The organism is Paenarthrobacter sp. Y-19, assembly GCF_029223985.1.
Classification (GTDB): Bacteria; Actinomycetota; Actinomycetes; order Actinomycetales; family Micrococcaceae; genus Arthrobacter; species Arthrobacter nicotinovorans.
In genome coordinates this window covers 4,379,112-4,397,561 of record NZ_CP119414.1, presented here as the reverse complement: position 1 = coordinate 4,397,561, position 18,450 = coordinate 4,379,112, and the positions used below count along the sequence as shown (strand labels likewise).

The window sequence follows — 18,450 nt, the reverse complement described above, 5'->3', positions numbered from 1 at the left end:
CTGCGCAAGGAGACCAGCGTCACTAGGCTGGGTGCATGGCTGGCAGCGAAGCACCGTTCACATCCGTGGATATCCGCACGCCTGTTGTTTCCGCAGGTGAAACGGCGCCGGCGGTCCTGATCCACGGCTGGGCCTCAACATCCGCCTACTGGGAACCATTGGCCGGAAAGCTGCTCGACGCCGGATACCCGGCATGGATTGCGGACCTCCCCGGCTATCACCCCGGCGAGGCGCTCTCCCCGGAGTTCGAATGGACCCTGGAGTCTGCGGCAGCCTCCTTGGCGGCGACCCTAGAAGCCAAACACAGCGGTCCCGTTCACCTGGTGGGGCACTCCCTGGGTGGCAGCGTGGCGCTGACGCTTGCCGCCGGCTTCCCGCAGCTGACGGCAACCCTAACGCTGGTTGGCATGGTTCCGGCGCCGCCCAACGAAGGCTTCCGGTCCATGCTGCAAGCGCAATGGAAACAAGGTTTCATCGACGCCGGAACCAAGGTTCGATGCATGGCAGCCTGGTACGGCGACCCGCCTTACCAGGACGAAGAACTACTCAGCCGCGGGTTCGATATCCCGTTCAAAGTCCTGGGCCCGAGCGGCGAGGCGGCCATGACCGGCGTCGAACCTTCAGTACCTGGGCGCGTCCACGCTCCGCTGCTGGTGCTGGCCGGAACAGCGGACCGCGTGCGGTCCATGGAACAGATGGCCGCGTTTGTGGACGCGGACCCGCGACGCCGGCTCAAGGCCATTCCCGGGGCGGGCCACAGTGTCCACTGGGAGCAACCGCAACAATGTGCGGAAGCGTTGCAGGAGTTTTGGAAAACCAGCTGGCCACCGCCAGCGTAAGATGTCTGACATCCATCCCGCCCCGGGGAAGCCGGGCGCAGGATGGGCGGATACAGGAATGGGGATACATGGCACGCAAGTCGCTGGTTGGCGTCGTCGCTGATGAGTTGCTGGACCGGATCATCGCGGGCGAATTTCCACCCGGCACGGTTGTCCCGGGCGAGCTGGAGCTCAGCGCCAAGCACGAGGTGAGCCGTATGACCGTGCGTGAAGCCATGAAGACCCTGGAAGCGCAGCGGATCCTCAGCGTCGAACGAGGCCGGGGCACGTTCGTGAATCCGCTGAATCAGTGGGCATCCCTGGAGGCCGTGCTGCGCGCAGCGTCGGAGGGCACCAAGGATGCCGCGGCGGCCATCCAGTTGATCGAACTCCGCCGCATGCTGGAGACGGGCGCCTGCGAACTGGCCGCCGAGCGTATCTCAGACGACGAACTCATCACGCTCAAAGAGCATGTGGCAAAGATGCAGTCCTCCCACGAGGACAATGACCTGGCGGGTTTCGTTGAAGCCGACCTGGCCTTCCATGACGTGATTCTGCACGCCTCCGGCAACGTCTTCGTGGCCGTACTGTTCGAACCCCTGCACCGCGTCCTGGAGGCGCGCCGCCGGGAGACGTCCGCTTTCGCGGAGATCCAGGAACACGCCATCGGACACCACCGGAAGATTGCCGCGGCGCTGGAATCCCGCAACCCCAACGAGGCGCGGCTCGCGATGGACGCGCACATGCAGCAGACGCTGGACGACCTGAAAACATACGTCCTGGAGGCGTAGCTAGCGACGCAGTGTCTCCGACGGCAACTCCCCGAAGGTCTTCAGATACAGCGCCGAGAACCGCCCCTGGTGCGTGAAGCCGCACGACTCCGCAACCGCCGTCACGCTTTGCTCACGCGGGCCGGCTTCCAGGAGCATCTCCCGGGCGCGATCCAACCGGATGCTCCGCAGCAGGTCCGACGGCGTCGCCCCGGTTTCGGCGCGCAGTGCGGTCTGCAGGGTCCGGACCGAAACGCCAAGGCACTCGGCGATATCGGGCACCGTGAGTTCCTCTGTGGCGTGACGCTCCAGGAGTTCGCGGCAATCCCGGACCAGCCGGCCCTCCGCTTCCGTGTTCCGGGCCTCCTCCGCAGGCGGTTGCATCGCCATCAGCAGCCGGGACACCATGCTGTCCGCCAACAAGCCTTGAACGAACACCGGCGCGGCGGTCTGCGGCCGGCTGATCAGGTCGTCATGAAGCTCGACGACGGACCTCAGGAAGGCGCGACCGGCGGCGCCTGACAGGTCCATGCCGTAGCCAAGCTCCACAGCGCTGTCCCCGTACAGTTGCCCGGCAACCCGTTCCAGCGCCGTTCGCCGCACATAGACGATCAGGTGCGGGCTGCCGCCGTCCCAACTCATGGAGAATGGCCTGTCGATCGGCGGAACAGTGGCCATGTGCGGGCTGGATTCCACCGTGCTGGTCTCCACCCGCATGGACGCATGCCCGGCGAGCGGGATCTGCACCAGATGGAAATCCTGCAGTCCTTCAGGCTCAATGCGGACGTCGGCGCCGTAGTCCAGGAACTCGATGCCCACGTCGCCCCGGTGCAGGGAACGCAGCTTCATATCCACTGCCGAGGTCCGGGTCCGCGGTGCGAGCTCGTGGCTGCAGAACAGCTCGGCGATCCTGGCGTGGGCTTCGTCCACGTCAGTTGTGGCCATCGTCGGCCGCCCCCGCAGGACATCGCGGGGAAGAATTTTCACCATTTGGGCACCCACTCCACAGTTCTGCGCTTTTCGGATGATCCCCGCGCTACGTGGATATTCCGGATTTCAACGGCCGCCTAGAGTCGCTTTCAGAACCAGTATGACGCAGCTCACATCACGATAACAGCACTGAAAGCGAGGTGGGACCAGTGAAGAACATCAAGCTCGTGCATGACCGGCGGGACGAGTGGGATCGACACCATTTCGAACTCTGGGCGGCGGAACTTCAAGCCAAGGACGCTCAGCTCACCTCAGCGGCGTGGGTTGGTTGGCACGAAGAAGAGGAAGACCCTGCGTAATCCGGATGACTTTTGCGCTTAGTGGATAGTCCGGCCAACAGCGACTGCCTAGAGTCGCTTATGGATCAACCATGACGGACGTCACATTTCTTCAATATTACAATCACGGGAAAGGTTTGGGCCATGTCAGGACTCGACGGCAGGACAGCAATTGTCACCGGTGGGGCAACCAAGGTGGGACAAGGCGTGGTGACCTCGCTGCGGGACGCCGGAGCCACGGTGGTGGTTGCGGATATAGCTCCCGACGGCGGCACCCTCACCAAAGCACTCGGGGAAGGAATCCACTATTCCCACACGGACATCACTGATGACGCCGCAGTGCGCGAACTCGTGGAGGAAACCGTAGCCCTCCACGGCGGTCTCGACATCCTGGTCAACCTGGCCTGCACCTACAAGGACGATGGCCCGGCATCCGGTCGCAGCGACTGGCTCGAGGCTCTCAACGTCAACCTCGTGAGTGCTGTGGTGGCAAGCAACACCGCGCGCCCACACCTCAAAGTGTCAGGGCACGGCGCCATCATCAACTTCACCTCGATCTCCAGTTCCATCGCCCAAACCGGCCGCTGGCTCTACCCGGCCAGCAAAGCGGCCCTCGTCCAGCTCACGCGCAGCATGGCCGTGGACTTCGCGGCGGACGGCATCCGGGTGAACTCCGTCAGCCCCGGATGGGTGTGGAGCAACATCATGGACACGCTCAGCAACGGTGATCTTGCCAAGACCGATTCCGTGGCCGCCCCTTTCCACGCTCTCAAGCGCGTCGGCCGCCCGCACGAGGTTGGGGACGTCGTCGCGTTTCTCGCCGGCGACCAGGCAAGTTTCGTGACCGGCGCCGATTGGGCGGTCGACGGCGGCTACTCCGCCTTGGGTCCTGAACGCGCCGAAGAAACCATCCCCCTGCTGGCCGCCAACTGATGCCAGGCTCCACCACACTCCATAGAAGGGCAACACCATGACGCAACGCCACATCACCATCGTCGGAGCCGGCCAGTCCGGGCTTCAGCTGGGCATCGGACTGCTGGACGCCGGCTACTCCGTGACCACCATTTCCAACCGCACACCCGAACAAATCCGGGACGGCAAGGTCGCCTCCAGCCAATGCATCTTCCACAACGCACTGGAACACGAGCGGGCGCTGGGGTTGGACTTCTGGCCCGATGCCCCCACGGTCGACGGCATTTCCTTCACCATCCCACACCCCGAACTCCCGGGCGAGAAGGCCATCAGCTGGGCATCCCGCTTGGACAACCATGCCAAGTCCATCGACCAGCGCGTGAAGTTCCCGCGGTTCATGGAAGAGTTCACGGCGCGCGGCGGGGAACTCGTTTTCGAAGACGCAGGCGTGGCCGAGCTGGAGAAGTACGCGCAGAACTCGGACCTGGTGATTGTCGCCGCAGGCAAGGGAGACATCGCCCAACTGTTCACCCGCGACGCCGAACGGAGCACCTACGACGCCCCGCAGCGCGCCCTGGCGCTGACCTACGTGAAGGGCCTCAAGCCCCGCGAAGAGTACTCTGCGGTTTCTTTCAACCTCATCCCCGGCGTCGGCGAATACTTCGTGTTCCCCGCACTCACCACCAGCGGCCCCTGCGAAATCATGGTCTTCGAGGGCGTTCCCGGCGGTCCCATGGACACCTGGAAGGGCCTCTCCCCGGAGGAACATCTGGAGAATTCCACGAACATCCTCAAGACCTTCCTGCCATGGGAAGCCGAGCGGGCAACGGATGTGGAACTCACCGACCCCAACGGCGTCCTCCAGGGCAGGTTTGCGCCCACTGTCCGCCACCCGATCGCCACGTTGCCGAGCGGCCGGCAGGTACTGGGCCTGGCCGACGTGGTGGTGTTGAACGATCCCATCACCGGCCAAGGTTCCAACAACGCCAGCAAGTGCGCGGCGTCCTACCTGGACAGCATCATCCGGCACGGCGAACAGCCGTTCGGCGCTGAGTTCATGCAGGCCACATTCGAGCGCTATTGGGATTACGCACAGCACGTTGCACACTGGACCAATGCCCTCCTGGCCCCGCCGCCGCCCCACGTCCTTGAACTCCTGGGCGCCGCCAACAGCGAGCCGGACATCGCCCGCAGGTTCGCCAACGGCTTCAACCATCCGCCGGAATTCCAGGAGTGGTTCATGTCTCCCGACAAGGCAGCCGGCTACTTGGCGAGCCTTTCCGCAGCCAAAGTCTCCTAGCCACGTTTTTTGGCACAGACAAGCTAAAAAGGACCCATAATGCGAAAGATAGCAATCGTGGGCGCCGGTGAATCCGGTGCCCAACTGGCCCTGGGCCTGCAACGGGAAGGCTACACAGTGACACTGCTGTCCGACCGTTCCGCAGCCCAGATCCGCACCGGGAAAGTCATGTCCAGCCAGTGCATGTTCTCCACGGCCCTGGATGCCGAGGCACAGATGGGGACCGCCCTCACCGAATACTACGAATCCGGAGCAGTCCCGGCCATCACCTCCATCCAGCTCCGGGTGGACGCGGAAGAACCCATCGAATGGGCAGCCCCCTTGGACGGGACTGCCCGCTCCATCGACCAACGGATCAAAAGCGCCCTGTGGATTGAGACGTTCGTCGCTGTCGGTGGCGATTTCCGCATCGAGAAGGTCACCCCGCGCATGCTCGAGGAACTCGCCCGCGACTACGAGCTGGTCATTGTGAGCACGGGCAAAGGCGAAATCGGGCAGATCTTCCCGCGGGACAAGGCAAAGTCGCCTTTCGACCGCCCGCAGCGCGTCCTTGCACTGAACTACGTCAAACCCGACGCCGGCGCTGCCGACGGCGCAGTAGGTCACGGCGCAGTGGGTGACGGCGCAGTGGGCGCCGGCGCTGTAGGTGACGCCATCCGCATGTCCATGGCCCCCGGCGTCGGCGAGTTTTTCACCTTCCCGGGCCTGACCGTCTCCGGCCCGTGCCGCATGATGGTGTTCGAGGGCGTGGTGGGTGGCCCCATGGACCGGTGGACCGACGTCGGAAGTCCTGAAGAGCAGCTAGCGCGGTCGCTGGCGATCCTGCGCGAGCACTTTCCGCACGAAGCCGGGAACTTCGCCGGAGCCGAACTGACGGATGACGGCGCCACGCTTCTGGGACGCATCACGCCCACGGTGAGGTCCGCCGTCGGGGAACTCGGCAACGGAAAGCTGGTGTTCGGGCTGGGTGATGCCGTGGTCCTCAACGATCCCCTCACCGGGCAGGGCTCCAACAATGCAACCCTGGCCGCAAAGTACTACCTGGACTCGATCGTCCGCCGTGGCCAGCAACCATTCGATCGCCACTGGATGGAGCGCACTTTCGATGAATTCTGGCGGGGCTGGGGGCAGTGGGCCGTTGAATGGACCAACGATCTCCTGAAACCCCGCCGGGACCACCAGAAAACGCTCCTCAACGAAGCCGCTGAACATCCCGCGTTGGCGGCGAGCATCGTGAACGGTTTCGACGACCCCCGAACGTCCTACCCGTGGTGGTTTGATCCCACCGCTGCTGCTGACTTCATGCAGGCCAGGAAGGAAGAAGACACCTCGGCGTTCGACGTCCGTGACTTCCGGAGCGCCCTGGGACAATTCGCCACCGGCGTCACAGTGGTCACCACCGTTTCCGCGGACGGCAGGAAGGTGGGCATGACGGCGAACTCCTTCACGTCGGTCTCCATGGATCCCCCGCTGGTGCTGTGGTGCCCCAGCAAACGGGCACCCAGCCTGGGCGATTTCGAGGAAGCCACGCACTTTGCCATCAATATCCTGGCAAGCGACCAGCACGTCCTTTCCCGCCAATTCGCTACCCCGGCCACGGACAAGTTCGCCGGAGTGGAAACCGTGGAAGGCATCGCCGGTGTGCCGCTGCTGGACGGCGCGGTGGCGACCTTCCAATGCCGGACCGTCTCGCGACATGATGCCGGGGATCACGTCATCTATGTGGGTGAGGTGGAAAGCTACAACCACGACGGCGGCGCTCCCCTGGTGTTCCACGGCGGCAAGTACCACGCCACTGCCAGCCACCCTGATTTCTGAGCACTCTTGAAAGGAACGGTTATGGACGAATCCTGTGAGGTCGCGATCATTGGCTCGGGAATCAACTCCCTGGTGGCGGCAGCCGAGCTTGCCCTGGACGGAAAGCGCGTGTGCATCATCGAGCGCTCGGACCGGCTGGGTGGGTTCATCGACTCCTCCGAACGGACCTTGCCGGGCTTCATCCACGACACGTTCTCCTCCTGGCATCCGCTGTTTGTGTCCGGCGGCGCCTATGAAGTGCTGGGCAAGGAACTGCACGCCCGGGGCCTCGAGTATTGCAATACCACCGGGCCCGTGACGGCGAGCGTAGCGGCGGACCCGGCGACGGGGGCGCACCGCGTAGTCATTGCGCACCGGGATCCAGCCGAGACAAGCGCTGCTTTCAAGGAGCCCCGGGACCAGGCCGCTTACCTGGCGATGCTCGATGACCTGGGCCGGAACGCCGGAACGGTTTTCGGGGCCTTCGGGGCCGAGCTGCGGTCCTTTCCTGAGGTTGCAAAGATCGCCTTTGGCGCCGTGCGGCGTGGGCGCCTGGCCGCAAACGAGTCATTCATCCGGGACTCCGTGATGAGCGGCCGCAACTACGTCCGCAGCCGCTTTGACGGCTGGGAAACGGACCAGTTGTGGTCGCCGTGGCTCCTGCACGCCGGGCTGGGACCGGACCAAGCCACGGGCGGGGTGATGCTGCCCGTCATGGCCATGAGCATGCACGGTTTTGGGCTGCCCGTCGTGAAGGGCGGGGCATCGCGGTTCGTTGCAGCGTTCGAGTCGCTCCTGAGGGACAACGGCGTCAGGATCATGCTCGGTGCCGAAGCCGAGGAGATCCTGGTTTCAGGCACAGCGGTCACGGGTGTCCGGACGTCGCAGGGCAGTGTTTCGGCCGACACCGTGCTGGCCAACGTCTCCCCGCAGGCCCTTTACACGTCATTGCTTCACGAGCCCCCGGCCGCGGCTGCCCGGGCCGCTGAAAAGTACCAGAACGGCCGCGGAGCCATGCAGATCCACTTGGCCTTGGACAAGCCCGTTGAGTGGCTCGATCCCCGGCTCAACACCGTGCCGCTGGTGCACCTCAGCAACGGTTCGGACAGCACGGGAATTGCCTGCGCCCAGGCCGAAGCGGGACTGCTGCCGGCCGAACCAACGGTTGTGGTGGGGCAGCAATACATGCTGGATCCGTCGCGGGCACCGGAGGGGAGGGCCACGCTGTGGTTGCAGCTGCAGGAGGTGCCGTTCGCGCCTGTGGGCGATGCCGCAGGTGAACTGGACGTCAGCAATGGGTGGAGTGGCGAACTTAAAGCCGGCTACCTGGAGCGGGTCCTGGCAAGGTTGGAACAGTTTGCTCCGGGGACCCGCGCGAGTGTCCTCGCCTCCGACATCCTGGCACCGACGGACCTGGCCTTGGCCAATCCCAATGCCGTCAATGGGGATCCCTACGGCGGCTCGGCTGAGTTCTTCCAGAACCTTCTGTGGCGGCCTTTCCCGGAGGCCGCCGGACACCGCACGGCCATCCAAGGTCTCTGGCACATCGGGGCTTCAACCCACCCCGGTCCTGGACTTTCGGGCGGCTCCGGACACTTGGTGGCGCAGAAACTGACCGCACCGCCGTCACGATTTTCCCGTATCCAAGAAGCACTGAAACCACGTAAGCGATAGGAGAACAATGTCTGTTCTGGCCGGGCTCACTACAGCCCTTTCGAATGGTTCGGTGGAGATCATCGACCTCACCACTCCCCTCAGCTCCGAGACGCCCATTTTGAACCTGCCGCAGCCTTTCGCGAACACGGTGGGGCTTTCCGTATCGCCGGTGAGCAATTTCGACGACGCCGGACCCGCCTGGGCCTGGAACGACGTCACGGTGGGCGAGCACGCAGGAACACACCTGGACGCGCCGGTGCACTGGATCACCGGCAAGGACGGCAAGTCCGTGGACCAGATCGAACCGCACCGCCTGGTAGGTCCCCTCGTGGTGATCGACAAATCCGCCGAGGCGACGCAGGACCCTGATTTCCTCCTGGAACCGGAGCATTTTGAGCAATGGCAGGAAGAGCACGGCGCGTTCCCGGAGAACTGCTGGGTCATCTTCCGGACCGGTTGGGCGGCCCGCGGCGCTGACGCTGCGGCTTTCGTCAACGCGGACGACGCCGGACCCCACACTCCCGGGGTCTCTGCTGCAGGTGCCAAGTGGCTCGCCGGAAACGCCTCGATCAGCGGTTTCGGCGTGGAAACCGTGGGCATCGACGCCGGCCAGGCCGGTACCCTCGATCCGATGTTCCCGGTCCACTCGTTCCTGCTCGGGGCGGACAAGTACGGCGTCACGTCGCTGCGGAATGTGGATCGGCTTCCTATCACCGGTGCAACGCTGGTGGTTGCTCCCCTGCCGATCGTTGGTGGCACCGGAAGCCCCAGCCGCGTGTACGCGCTGGTTGAAAAAGAGGCGGTGGAGAAGGCATGAGTGAGCACGTGCGGGTCTCCACACTGGTGGGCAGGACGCTGGCGAAGCTCGGCGTCGGGCACGTTTTCGGGGTGGTGGGCTCCGGAAACTTCGATGTCACCGGAACGCTCATGGCCGAAGGCATCCCGTTCACCGCGGCCCGGCATGAGGGTGGAGCGGCGACCATGGCGGACGCCTACACCCGGATGTCGGGCAAGGTGGGCGTGGTCACCACACATCAAGGCTGCGGGCTGAGCAACGCCATCACCGGGATCGGGGAGGCCGCGAAAAGCCGGACACCCATGATCGTTCTGACCGCCGACACCCAGGCCGCAGCCATCCGCTCCAACTTCAAGATCGACCAGGACGCCCTGGCCCGCAGCGTCGGCGCTGTAGCCGGGCGGATCCACTCCCCGGCCACGGCGGTCGCTGACACGGTCAGGGCTTTCCGGACGGCTGTGAACGAGCGCCGCACGGTGGTTCTGAGCTTGCCGTTGGACATCCAAAGTGCCACCGCAGCGGACGAGGTGGGTGCCGTCGTCGTGCCTCAACCGCCCAAGGTGCGCCCCGACGCTGGCGCCGTTGAGCAACTGGTGGCACTGATTTCCGCGGCTGAACGACCCGTGTTCGTGGCCGGACGCGGCGGGCGCGGCGCCAGGGACGACATCCTCGCGCTGGCGCGCCATGCCGGAGCCCTCGTGGCGACGTCCGCAGTGGCGAGCGGGCTGTTCAACGGTGACGCGCACAACTTGGGCATTTCCGGCGGGTTCTCTTCGCCCGCAACGGCGGAGTTCATCAGCGGCGCCGACCTGATCGTGGGCTGGGGCTGCGCGCTGAACATGTGGACCATGCGGCACGGGCGGCTCATTTCGTCCGGCACCAAGGTGGTCCAGGTCGACGTCGAAGACTCCGCCCTGGGTGCCAACCGTCCCATCACTCTGGGGGTGCTGGGCGATTCGGCGCTGACCGCAGCCGATGCCCTGTCCGTACTGGCCCTTTCACAGCCGGAGCCTGTGGAGAAGTACCGTACAGAGGCCAACGCCCTGGCCATCAAGCAGGGCTCACGGTGGCGGGACGTGCAGACCGAAGACCTGTCCACCGCGACCTCCATCGACCCGCGCGTCCTCACCCGCAAACTCGATTCGATGCTCCCTGCCGAGCGGATCGTAGCCGTGGATTCGGGCAACTTCATGGGCTACCCCAGCCAATACCTTGCCGTGCCGGACGAGTTCGGGTTCTGCTTCACGCAGGCTTTCCAGGCGATCGGACTGGGCCTGTACACGGCCATCGGCGCCGCACTTGCCCAGCCGCACCGGCTGCCGGTGCTGGGCACGGGCGACGGCGGGTTCCTCATGGGTATCAGCGAACTCGAGACCGCGGCGAGACTGAAGATGCCGCTGGTGTGCATTGTCTACAACGACGCCGCGTACGGAGCCGAGGTGCACCATTTCGCTTCACAGCACGCAGAAGCCGAGTTGTCCAGTGTCGTGTTCCCGGACACCGACATTGCCGCGATCGCCCGGGGATTCGGTGCGGAAGGGGTGACAGTGCGGACCGTAGCTGACCTGGAAGCTGTTCGCCCGTGGATAGCTGCTTACGAAGCCGGGACGCAGGACCGGCCGCTGGTCATCGATGCCAAGATCGCCTCCGACGGCGGTTCCTGGTGGCTGGCCGAGGCCTTCCAGGGCCACTAAGTGCCGGCGTCGTTCTCCGAAGTCGTCTGCACACGCTGCCCTGAAAGTACTGAACTTGTGCAGACGGGTATGGAAATCAGAGTGTCCAAAGTCCCCTGCACGAGGCGTCACACTTTGGTCGAGAGTCCTCTGCACGAAGGCTCCCGGCAGTGCGTTCACTGCCGGGAAGCGATCACGTGGTCGGCTCAGCGCGCTGGATGGTCCGTAGACGGTGGAGCGAGCGACGCCGAAGAGTTCAGAATCTCCGTTGTCGTGTGTTCCACCCTGATGAAGGCTCAGGAGGTGGGCCTCCTGCCTTTTGGAGAGCTGGGGCTGTCGACCCCGAAGCTTGCCCTTCGACTTCGCCACCGCCATGCCTTCACGGGTCCGGGCGCGAATAGGGGCGGATTCAAATTCCGCGACCATGCCCAGGATGTTGAACCGCAGCTTTCCAACCGGGTCATGGGGATCGTAGATCCTGCCTCCGATGTTGAGGATTACGCCCTTGCGTGTGAGTTCGTCGGCAATATCCCTTGCGTCCGGCAGGGACCTTGCCAACCGGTCAAGTTTGGTGACAACGGAGGTGTCGCCGTTGCGGCACACAGCCACGGCCTTTTCCAGACCGGGCCGGTCTCGTTTAGCGCCGGTAAATCCGTGGTCGACGTGGACCATCTCGTCGTCAACTCCCAAGGCATGGAGAGCATGACGCTGGGCGGTGAGGTCCTGACTGCTGGTCGAGCAGCGGGCATAACCGATGGGCATGATTGGGCTGTAGCGTATAAGGCCCCTTCACCGGGCATTAATTCGGGCGGGGTATACGGGAATCCAGCCTTGGCGGAAACACGCAGATTTGGAGAGAGCCGATGGGCAGCGCCGGCACGTCCGATGGACGACCGGCTTACGGCACGCGAGCCTCGTTTGGCAGGGAACTTCGAATCAATCGCTGGGCTGCCATCGATATCAATCGCGAGTGATAGGCAATGATTGGAACCGTGACACTTATCAACGGATTCAGCTTTCGCGGCTATAGGAGTTTCTCGTCAGACCAGCTGGCAGTGCTTTACCCCCTGCGGAGGGTAAATCTGATCGCAGGTCAGAACAACGCTGGAAAGTCCAATATTTTGCGAGTCATTGGTAACACCTATAGTGCCGAACCAAGTCCCGTCTCCACGTGGGACCGGCCGCTTGGAGATGCGGAGCACACTTTTGGCCGTCTAGAGCTGCACCATATTGATGACGTCTTCACGTGGGAAAAAATCCGGCGCCTCTCCGAGGACCGCAAGGAAAAGCTTCGCGGTTTTCTCCGTTCTGGAGGAATATCACTTCCTGATGTTGGAAAGGATGTCATCGGCTTCGCGGTCCGAGAACGGGGTGAAATCGACAGCGAAGCCTTGCAACGGATGGGCCGCGAAGTGGGTGACAGTCACCTCGCGAATGTTCTGTCACTGGAGTTGACTAGCTCCGGTGGGGGCGGTGCTGGGCAGGATGCGTTCAGGGTTCTCCAGTGGATCGCGGGGGCACGACCTCACGCTCCTTCGGTATTTACTGTGAACGGTGTCAGGACAATTTCCGACGACAGCAGCCAAGCTCCCGATCTGAATGGGCTGAGCATTAAGCGCCGTCTCCTCGAGTTACAGAATCCGTCAACTGATCGCCTGAAAGACAAAGAACTCTTCGCAAGAGTTCAGGATTTTGTCCGCGCCGTGCTGGATGACCCCGGGATCACCATAGATGTTCCGCACGATCTCTCGACGATCCACGTCACTCAAGGAGGGCACACGCTGCCCATTGAAAACATGGGCACTGGCGTTCATGAGGTGGTAATTATTGCGGCAGCGGCGACGGTCATTCAGAACTCAATTTTGTGCATCGAGGAACCCGAGGTGCATCTGCACCCGATTCTCCAGCGGAAGCTTCTCCGCTACCTGGAGTCGAGCACTACAAACCAGTACTTTATCGCGACTCACTCTGCTCACATGCTGGATTCGGAGATCGGGAGCATTTTTCATGTTTCCCGCAAAGATGGCACTTCAAGCCTCATGTACTCCGGCGAAGCACGGGACAGGGCGGCGATATGTGCAGACCTGGGGTATCGTCCCTCTGACCTCGTGCAGACGAATGCCGTCCTGTGGGTTGAGGGTCCCTCTGACCGTATTTACCTCAAACATTGGATCGAGCAACTCGCTCCAGATCAATTCGTTGAAGGGACTCACTACTCCGTGATGTTCTACGGTGGGTCTTTGCTCAGCGCACTTTCACCGCTTGACGCAGCAGAGGTAGAAGAGTTCATCTCTCTTCGAAACCTCAACCGCTACGTGATGATTTTCATTGACTCTGATAGGAAGAGCCGCCGTGCGCGCCTCAATGAGCATAAGCAGCGGGTGATCAATGATCTCAGCAAGGACCCGTCAACAGGTATGGCGTGGGTAACCGCAGGTTACACCGTTGAGAACTATGTGCCGGAACACGTTCTAACCGAAGCGATACACACAGCACACACCTCCACGAAGAAGCGCGTGCTTCCTGCTCAAGATCGTTGGTCGAATCCTTTGGCCTCAGACCGGCTCGGTATCAAGCAGCCGAGTAAGGTCGCGGTCTCGAAAGTTGCAACTCAAAATTGGGGAAACGAGTGGCCGTTCGACCTGAAGGAGCGCGTACAGGAAGTCATTGCCCTTATCAGGACGGCAAACAGCCATACCTGATCGGTGTCCGGTGAGGGATCGTTTAGCGGACACCGAATGGCTGGTGGCCGTAGCCAATTAGACTGCAGCTTGAATGGACGTTCTAAGGACGGACCCTTCTACCTGCGGCCGCCTGTGGCCGTCGGTCGCCCCTTTGGCCTGGCCTCTCGGTCATGCCCGGCAGCTGCTTTCTAACTGGCTGTCGCCCTTTGCGAATGGAATACGAATCACGGGATGGAAACTTCTATAGCAGCTGGGTTGGTCGACGGACCCACCGCGTTCATCTTGTGGCGGTGGCGATACCGTTTCACAACAATAACGGTTGCGTCCTGCGGCGTTTTAGCCGTCCTGAGTCGATCAGGCGTACCCCAAACCTGGTACGTCAACGTACTTGGCGTGGTGATGATGCTAGGCGGGCTTGGCGTAATAGTTCTCATCAACTGGTGTGCGGTGCGGGATCGCGCGGAGAAAAAAGCTGGTTACACAACTGTCCGTCTCGGCAATAGGAAGTTGATGCAGCGAGATCCCTACATGGGGCACATTATCCGGCTAGCCGACGCGAACTACCTCGACCGTCAGCACTTCTCCGGGATCTTGGAAAGAACTAAGGCCGAAGCGAAACGCAGCAGCCCCTCTTGGCAACGTCCGTAAGACGGTGGCTTTCCGAACGCTCCAAGCGTCCGGTAGAGGATCCCCAATCGGACGTAGCGGCGCCCGGTGAGCCGCCGGCTTAATGGGCAGCCGCGAGCCTGCTCTACCTCGAGCGACATGTGCGAAGGAAGGGCCAACACGCATAATGATGGTTCGGAGCGTTCCGGCGGCTTCTGCATCCCACACTGGCATGTGATGGATCACATGGCAGGTACTTCAACGGTCTGTCGGACGGCACGCAGGCGTGGGTAGAGCCTCGCAACGGTGCCGAGATCAATAGCGGAGGACTGAACGTTGTTCCCAGATAGCTCGACTCCCCTAGATCCCATCCTCTCGACCGAAGATTGCTTTCTCGTGATGTCCGACTTTGTGTGGGCGTACGCACGTCGTGGTGCTGGCGACGACCTAATAACTCTGTTGGGAGACACTGGCCTGACGAGCGACGGACGCCCCTTCGACTCCGCCGCTTGGGAGGACTGGGTCGAAAGTATCGAATGGATCAAATCCGGACGCTTCCCTCGAACCCGCGAATCATCGTCACCAGCTGAGTCCCCTCAGGGAGCAGGATCGCTAACGTTGACATCGCGTGAGGGGTTCCTGGCCGCGACAGACTTCTTGTGGGAATACGCAAGTCGTGCAGGGGATCACCTGCTTGCGCTGCTCGATGACATGACCCTCGCGAATGATGGACAGTCAGCAGATCGTAGAATTCGGCGGGACTGGCTTGCTAACGTCGACTGGATCAGGTCAGGCAACCCGACAAGAAACCGGTTCTAGGCAGCACTCATGCGCATGTTTCCCCACGGGATTCCCCCAGCATTCAATCAATCGATCCACCCAAGAGAGCAAGGACTGAGTATCAACACTACGCCGAAGCGCCAGAGGCCAGGAACCGTCCCCTAGAGCTAGCGGGGCGATGCGCATCTACCCCTCTGCACTGATGTCCGTAAGCCGATCCCCCAACGTCCGGCTGTGCAGACGACTTTGGATATTCAGTGCAGACGACTTCGGAAACTGACAGCCGGAGGACCCATCCGGATAGCAGAAGAGGCCGTTTTGAATGCTCAAAACGGCCTCTTTGCTTGCTTGGGTGTTACGCGTCCACTTCCGTGTTCACGATGTACACGTCGCACGGAGCGCCGTGTGCCACGCTGTTGGCGATGCTGCCCAGGACGCGGCCCAAGCCCTTCATGCGCTTGTTGCCCACGACGATCAGTGAGGCGTTGTTGGTCTCGGCGTAGTTGATCAGGGCGTTGGCCGGGTTGCCACGGGCAGCGTAGTACTTGACGCTGCCGGCCGGAACGTCAAGTTCTTCGGAGACCTTGCGGGCCACGTATTCCGCGGAGTCGGCCGAAGAGACAGTGATGCGGTCGCTGCCGCTGCCGAATTCTTCAATGCGGTCGTCCGAGAAGCCGCTGATGACGTGCAGTTCGGCACCGAGGGCGGTGGCGAGCTTCGCTGCCGCCATTGCTGCACGCTTGGCCGTTTCACTGTTGTCGACGCCGACGACAATAACTTCTGACATGAGAACTCCTGGTTGTGGGGATTCGCGGGGTGCTGCTGCAAGAAATCTACACTCCATGGCTGCACACCGGGGTGACCCTTTTGTGCCGGGAGTGTTTACTGCATGCGCCAGGGGGTAGGGATAAATCATCGGCACCACCACTTCACTGAAAGGCAGGACCATGAGCGACGCATCATTCGCCCCACAGACCGCCATCGTCACAGGCTCGGATTCAGGGATCGGGCGGGCCACGGCGGTGGCGCTGGCAAAAGCCGGCATGGACGTGGGAATCACCTGGCACTCGGACCAGCAGGGTGCCGAGGAAACCGCCGAGGAGGTCCGCCGCCTGGGACGCAAGGCGGTGGTCCACCAACTGGACACCACCGATGCCCGCGGAACGGCGGCCGCCGTAGAAATGCTGGCCGAGGAACTCGGGGGCGTGGATGTCTTCGTGAACAACTCCGGAACCGGCGACGGCACCAAGTTCCTGGATCTCGACTACGAAACCTGGATGACCACGCTGGACACCAACCTCAATGGGGCCTTCGTGGCCATGCAGACGGCAGCCAAGCGCATGGTGAAGGCGGGCCGAGGGGGACGCATCATCGCCGTCACCAGCGTCCACGAATTCCAGCCCCGCGTTGGGGCCTCGGCCTACGACGCCTCCAAGCACGGTCTGGGTGGGCTCATCAAAACCATGGCGCTGGAACTCGCCGAGCATGGGATTACCGCCAACAACGTGGCGCCCGGCGAAATCGCGACCCCCATGACGGGCCAGGAGGACGAGGATCCCACCCAGAAGGAGCGGCCCGGAGTGCCCCTGGGACGCCCCGGAGACGCACGCGAAATCGCCGCCGTCATCGCTTTCCTTGCCTCCCCGGCGTCAAGCTACGTCAACGGCGCGTCGTGGGCGGTGGACGGCGGAATGCTGCAAATGGGACCCCAAGCCGGCTCGCACATCACCAGCAACGACTGGCGTGAAAGCTAAGCTGCGGGACCTCTGGCCGCACAGGGATCCGTGGGCTAGTCTGCATGGACAGCCCGCCCTGCGGGTCTGATTTCTTTTCCAATGATTCGTATGACGTTGATGAGGAGCACCATGGCTGGCCACACGTATAGCGTTTCCGAAATTGTAGGAACTTCCACCGAGGGCGTGGACGACGCCATCAAGAACGGCATCGCGACAGCGTCCCAAACGTTGCGGAACCTCGATTGGTTTGAGGTCAAGGAAATCCGCGGTCACCTCGAGGACGGCGCGGTTGCCGACTGGCAGGTCACTATTAAGCTCGGTTTCCGCCTGGAGCGCTGACCGACCTCACCGCGAGCTGACAGTTGATGCCAATGTTTTGGAGGCAAAGTCATAGGGTCGTTGCAACGCTCTGATTGATGGAGCGTTTTATGGTCAAGTTGTTCCCCAAGGCTGCGCGTACTGAGTTTCTTGATTTGGTGTGTGCGGGGATGCCTGTTCGTACTGCTGCCCGGCGTGTCGGGGCGGTGCACGCTACCGGGCACAATTGGTGGGTTCAGTCTGGCCTAATGATGACCGTGAACCGGGGTGCTACCGGAGGTCTTGCCGATCCTGCTCCTTCAGTCGGGGGCCCTGGCCGTGCGTTGGGTCTGGAAGAGCGAGGCATGATCCAGATGGGTGTGCGGATGGGCCTCAGTTACGCGAAGATCGGCGCATTGATCGGGCGGGATAAGTCCGTAGTTTGGCGGGAGGTCAAACGCCACACGAGCGCGGACGGGAAGTACTACGCCTCGGTCGCTCACGCCAAAGCGCATCAGGACAGGCGCCGTCCCAAACCCTTCAGGCTGGCCAAGGACGAGGGTTTGTGCCGGCTGATCGGCGTCTGGATGGATGACGGGTGGAGTCCGAAGCTGATCTCCTCGATGTTGGCGTATTACTTCGGTGACGATCAGACTATGCAGGTGAGCCACGAGACGATCTACCAGGCCCTTTACGTCCAAACCCGCGGGAACCTGCGGGCGGACCTGGCCGAAAAGCTCAGCCTGAAACGCAAACAACGCATCCCCCACGGCACTGACCGGCGCGCCAACAGCCCCTATAAAGAGGCCTTCAAGATCAGCCAACGTCCCGCCGAGGTCCAGGACCGGGCAGTGCCCGGGCATTGGGAAGGTGACCTCATCATCGGCGCCAACGGGACAGCGATCGGAACCTTGGTGGAACGCTCAACCCGGTTCACGATCCTGCTGCACCTGCCAGGGGACCACACCGCGGAAACCGTTGCCGCCGCGATGATCCGGGAGATGGCCTCCCTCCCGGATCACCTGCGCCGGTCGATCACCTGGGACCGCGGCACCGAACTGGCCGACTACGCAAAAATCCAGACCGCTCTCGATACGACGATGTACTTCTGCGACCCGCACTCGCCCTGGCAGCGCGGCACCAACGAAAACACCAACCGGCTCCTGCGGTTCTGGTTCGAGAAAGGCACTGACCTTTCAGTGCACACCCCCGAGGACATCCGCCTGGTCGCAGCGAAACTCAACCGCCGCCCCAGACCAACACTGAACCTCGAGACCCCAGCCAACCGGCTAAACCAGCTGCTACAAGCGGCCTAACCCCCAGCGTTGCTCCCACCAATTGACTTTGCCGGAAAACA

Annotated in this window: 15 protein-coding genes and 1 pseudogene; 13 read left to right on the top strand and 3 right to left on the bottom strand. The window is 62.6% G+C overall.

Annotation, left to right across the window (positions count from 1 at the left end; translation table 11 throughout):
* The first annotated feature begins 35 nt into the window (after positions 1-35).
* Both PYR64_RS20725 and PYR64_RS20720 read left to right on the top strand, forming a co-directional pair.
* Complete coding sequence (locus PYR64_RS20725) at positions 36-839, top strand: alpha/beta hydrolase (protein ID WP_275777404.1); 804 nt, start codon at positions 36-38, stop codon at positions 837-839.
* A 68-nt stretch (positions 840-907) separates the two neighbouring features.
* A complete protein-coding gene (locus PYR64_RS20720) occupies positions 908-1,609 on the top strand; it encodes a FadR/GntR family transcriptional regulator (protein ID WP_039239287.1) in 702 nt (233 codons plus the stop codon).
* Here PYR64_RS20720 and PYR64_RS20715 read toward each other — a convergent pair whose 3' ends face one another.
* Entirely contained in the window at positions 1,610-2,578 is a 969-nt protein-coding gene (locus PYR64_RS20715; RefSeq protein WP_275777401.1) for an AraC family transcriptional regulator, read from the bottom strand.
* Between the two features lie 149 nt (positions 2,579-2,727).
* On the opposite strand from PYR64_RS20715, the gene PYR64_RS20710 reads away from it, so the two are divergent.
* The 7 genes from PYR64_RS20710 to PYR64_RS20680 all read left to right on the top strand — a co-directional run bounded on the left by PYR64_RS20710 (position 2,728) and on the right by PYR64_RS20680 (position 11,011).
* Positions 2,728-2,877, top strand: coding sequence for a hypothetical protein (locus PYR64_RS20710; RefSeq protein WP_179128464.1), 150 nt, complete (start codon positions 2,728-2,730; stop codon positions 2,875-2,877).
* Between the two features lie 123 nt (positions 2,878-3,000).
* Positions 3,001-3,789: an SDR family oxidoreductase gene (locus PYR64_RS20705; protein ID WP_210078238.1), complete on the top strand. Its 789-nt coding sequence runs from the start codon at positions 3,001-3,003 to the stop codon at positions 3,787-3,789.
* 37 nt (positions 3,790-3,826) lie between these two features.
* Positions 3,827-5,068, top strand: a complete 1,242-nt coding sequence (locus tag PYR64_RS20700; RefSeq protein WP_275777398.1) for a styrene monooxygenase/indole monooxygenase family protein — start codon at positions 3,827-3,829, stop codon at positions 5,066-5,068.
* A gap of 39 nt (positions 5,069-5,107) precedes the next feature.
* The gene (locus PYR64_RS20695; protein ID WP_275777396.1) at positions 5,108-6,886 is read left to right on the top strand and encodes a flavin reductase; all 1,779 of its coding nucleotides are present in this window, start codon (positions 5,108-5,110) and stop codon (positions 6,884-6,886) included.
* Between the two features lie 21 nt (positions 6,887-6,907).
* Positions 6,908-8,539 (top strand): NAD(P)/FAD-dependent oxidoreductase, encoded by a 1,632-nt coding sequence (locus PYR64_RS20690; protein WP_275777394.1) that lies wholly within the window; start codon positions 6,908-6,910, stop codon positions 8,537-8,539.
* A gap of 7 nt (positions 8,540-8,546) precedes the next feature.
* Positions 8,547-9,338 (top strand): cyclase family protein, encoded by a 792-nt coding sequence (locus tag PYR64_RS20685; RefSeq protein ID WP_275777392.1) that lies wholly within the window; start codon positions 8,547-8,549, stop codon positions 9,336-9,338.
* The gene (locus tag PYR64_RS20680) at positions 9,335-11,011 is read left to right on the top strand and encodes a thiamine pyrophosphate-binding protein (RefSeq protein ID WP_275777390.1); all 1,677 of its coding nucleotides are present in this window, start codon (positions 9,335-9,337) and stop codon (positions 11,009-11,011) included. The genes PYR64_RS20685 and PYR64_RS20680 overlap by 4 nt, the downstream gene beginning before the upstream one ends.
* A 387-nt stretch (positions 11,012-11,398) precedes the next feature.
* Here the strand turns inward: PYR64_RS20680 and PYR64_RS20675 are convergent.
* Positions 11,399-11,752: pseudogene (locus PYR64_RS20675) on the bottom strand (recombinase family protein); the annotation flags it as partial.
* Between the two features lie 230 nt (positions 11,753-11,982).
* On the opposite strand from PYR64_RS20675, the gene PYR64_RS20670 reads away from it, so the two are divergent.
* Entirely contained in the window at positions 11,983-13,692 is a 1,710-nt protein-coding gene (locus PYR64_RS20670) for an AAA family ATPase (protein ID WP_275777388.1), read from the top strand.
* A 1,723-nt stretch (positions 13,693-15,415) separates the two neighbouring features.
* Here the strand turns inward: PYR64_RS20670 and PYR64_RS20665 are convergent.
* Positions 15,416-15,847 carry a universal stress protein gene (locus PYR64_RS20665; protein WP_018780363.1) on the bottom strand — a complete coding sequence of 144 codons (432 nt, stop codon included), beginning with the start codon at positions 15,845-15,847 and terminating at the stop codon, positions 15,416-15,418.
* 160 nt (positions 15,848-16,007) lie between these two features.
* Between PYR64_RS20665 and PYR64_RS20660 the strand changes: the two genes are divergently transcribed.
* The 3 genes from PYR64_RS20660 (at position 16,008) to PYR64_RS20650 (ending at position 18,409) form a co-directional block, all read left to right on the top strand.
* Positions 16,008-16,814, top strand: coding sequence for an SDR family oxidoreductase (locus PYR64_RS20660; protein WP_055973635.1), 807 nt, complete (start codon positions 16,008-16,010; stop codon positions 16,812-16,814).
* Between the two features lie 111 nt (positions 16,815-16,925).
* Positions 16,926-17,135 carry a dodecin gene (locus PYR64_RS20655; protein ID WP_011773002.1) on the top strand — a complete coding sequence of 70 codons (210 nt, stop codon included), beginning with the start codon at positions 16,926-16,928 and terminating at the stop codon, positions 17,133-17,135.
* A 227-nt stretch (positions 17,136-17,362) separates the two neighbouring features.
* Positions 17,363-18,409 carry an IS30 family transposase gene (locus PYR64_RS20650; RefSeq protein ID WP_200888294.1) on the top strand — a complete coding sequence of 349 codons (1,047 nt, stop codon included), beginning with the start codon at positions 17,363-17,365 and terminating at the stop codon, positions 18,407-18,409.
* The last annotated feature ends 41 nt before the right edge of the window (positions 18,410-18,450 follow it).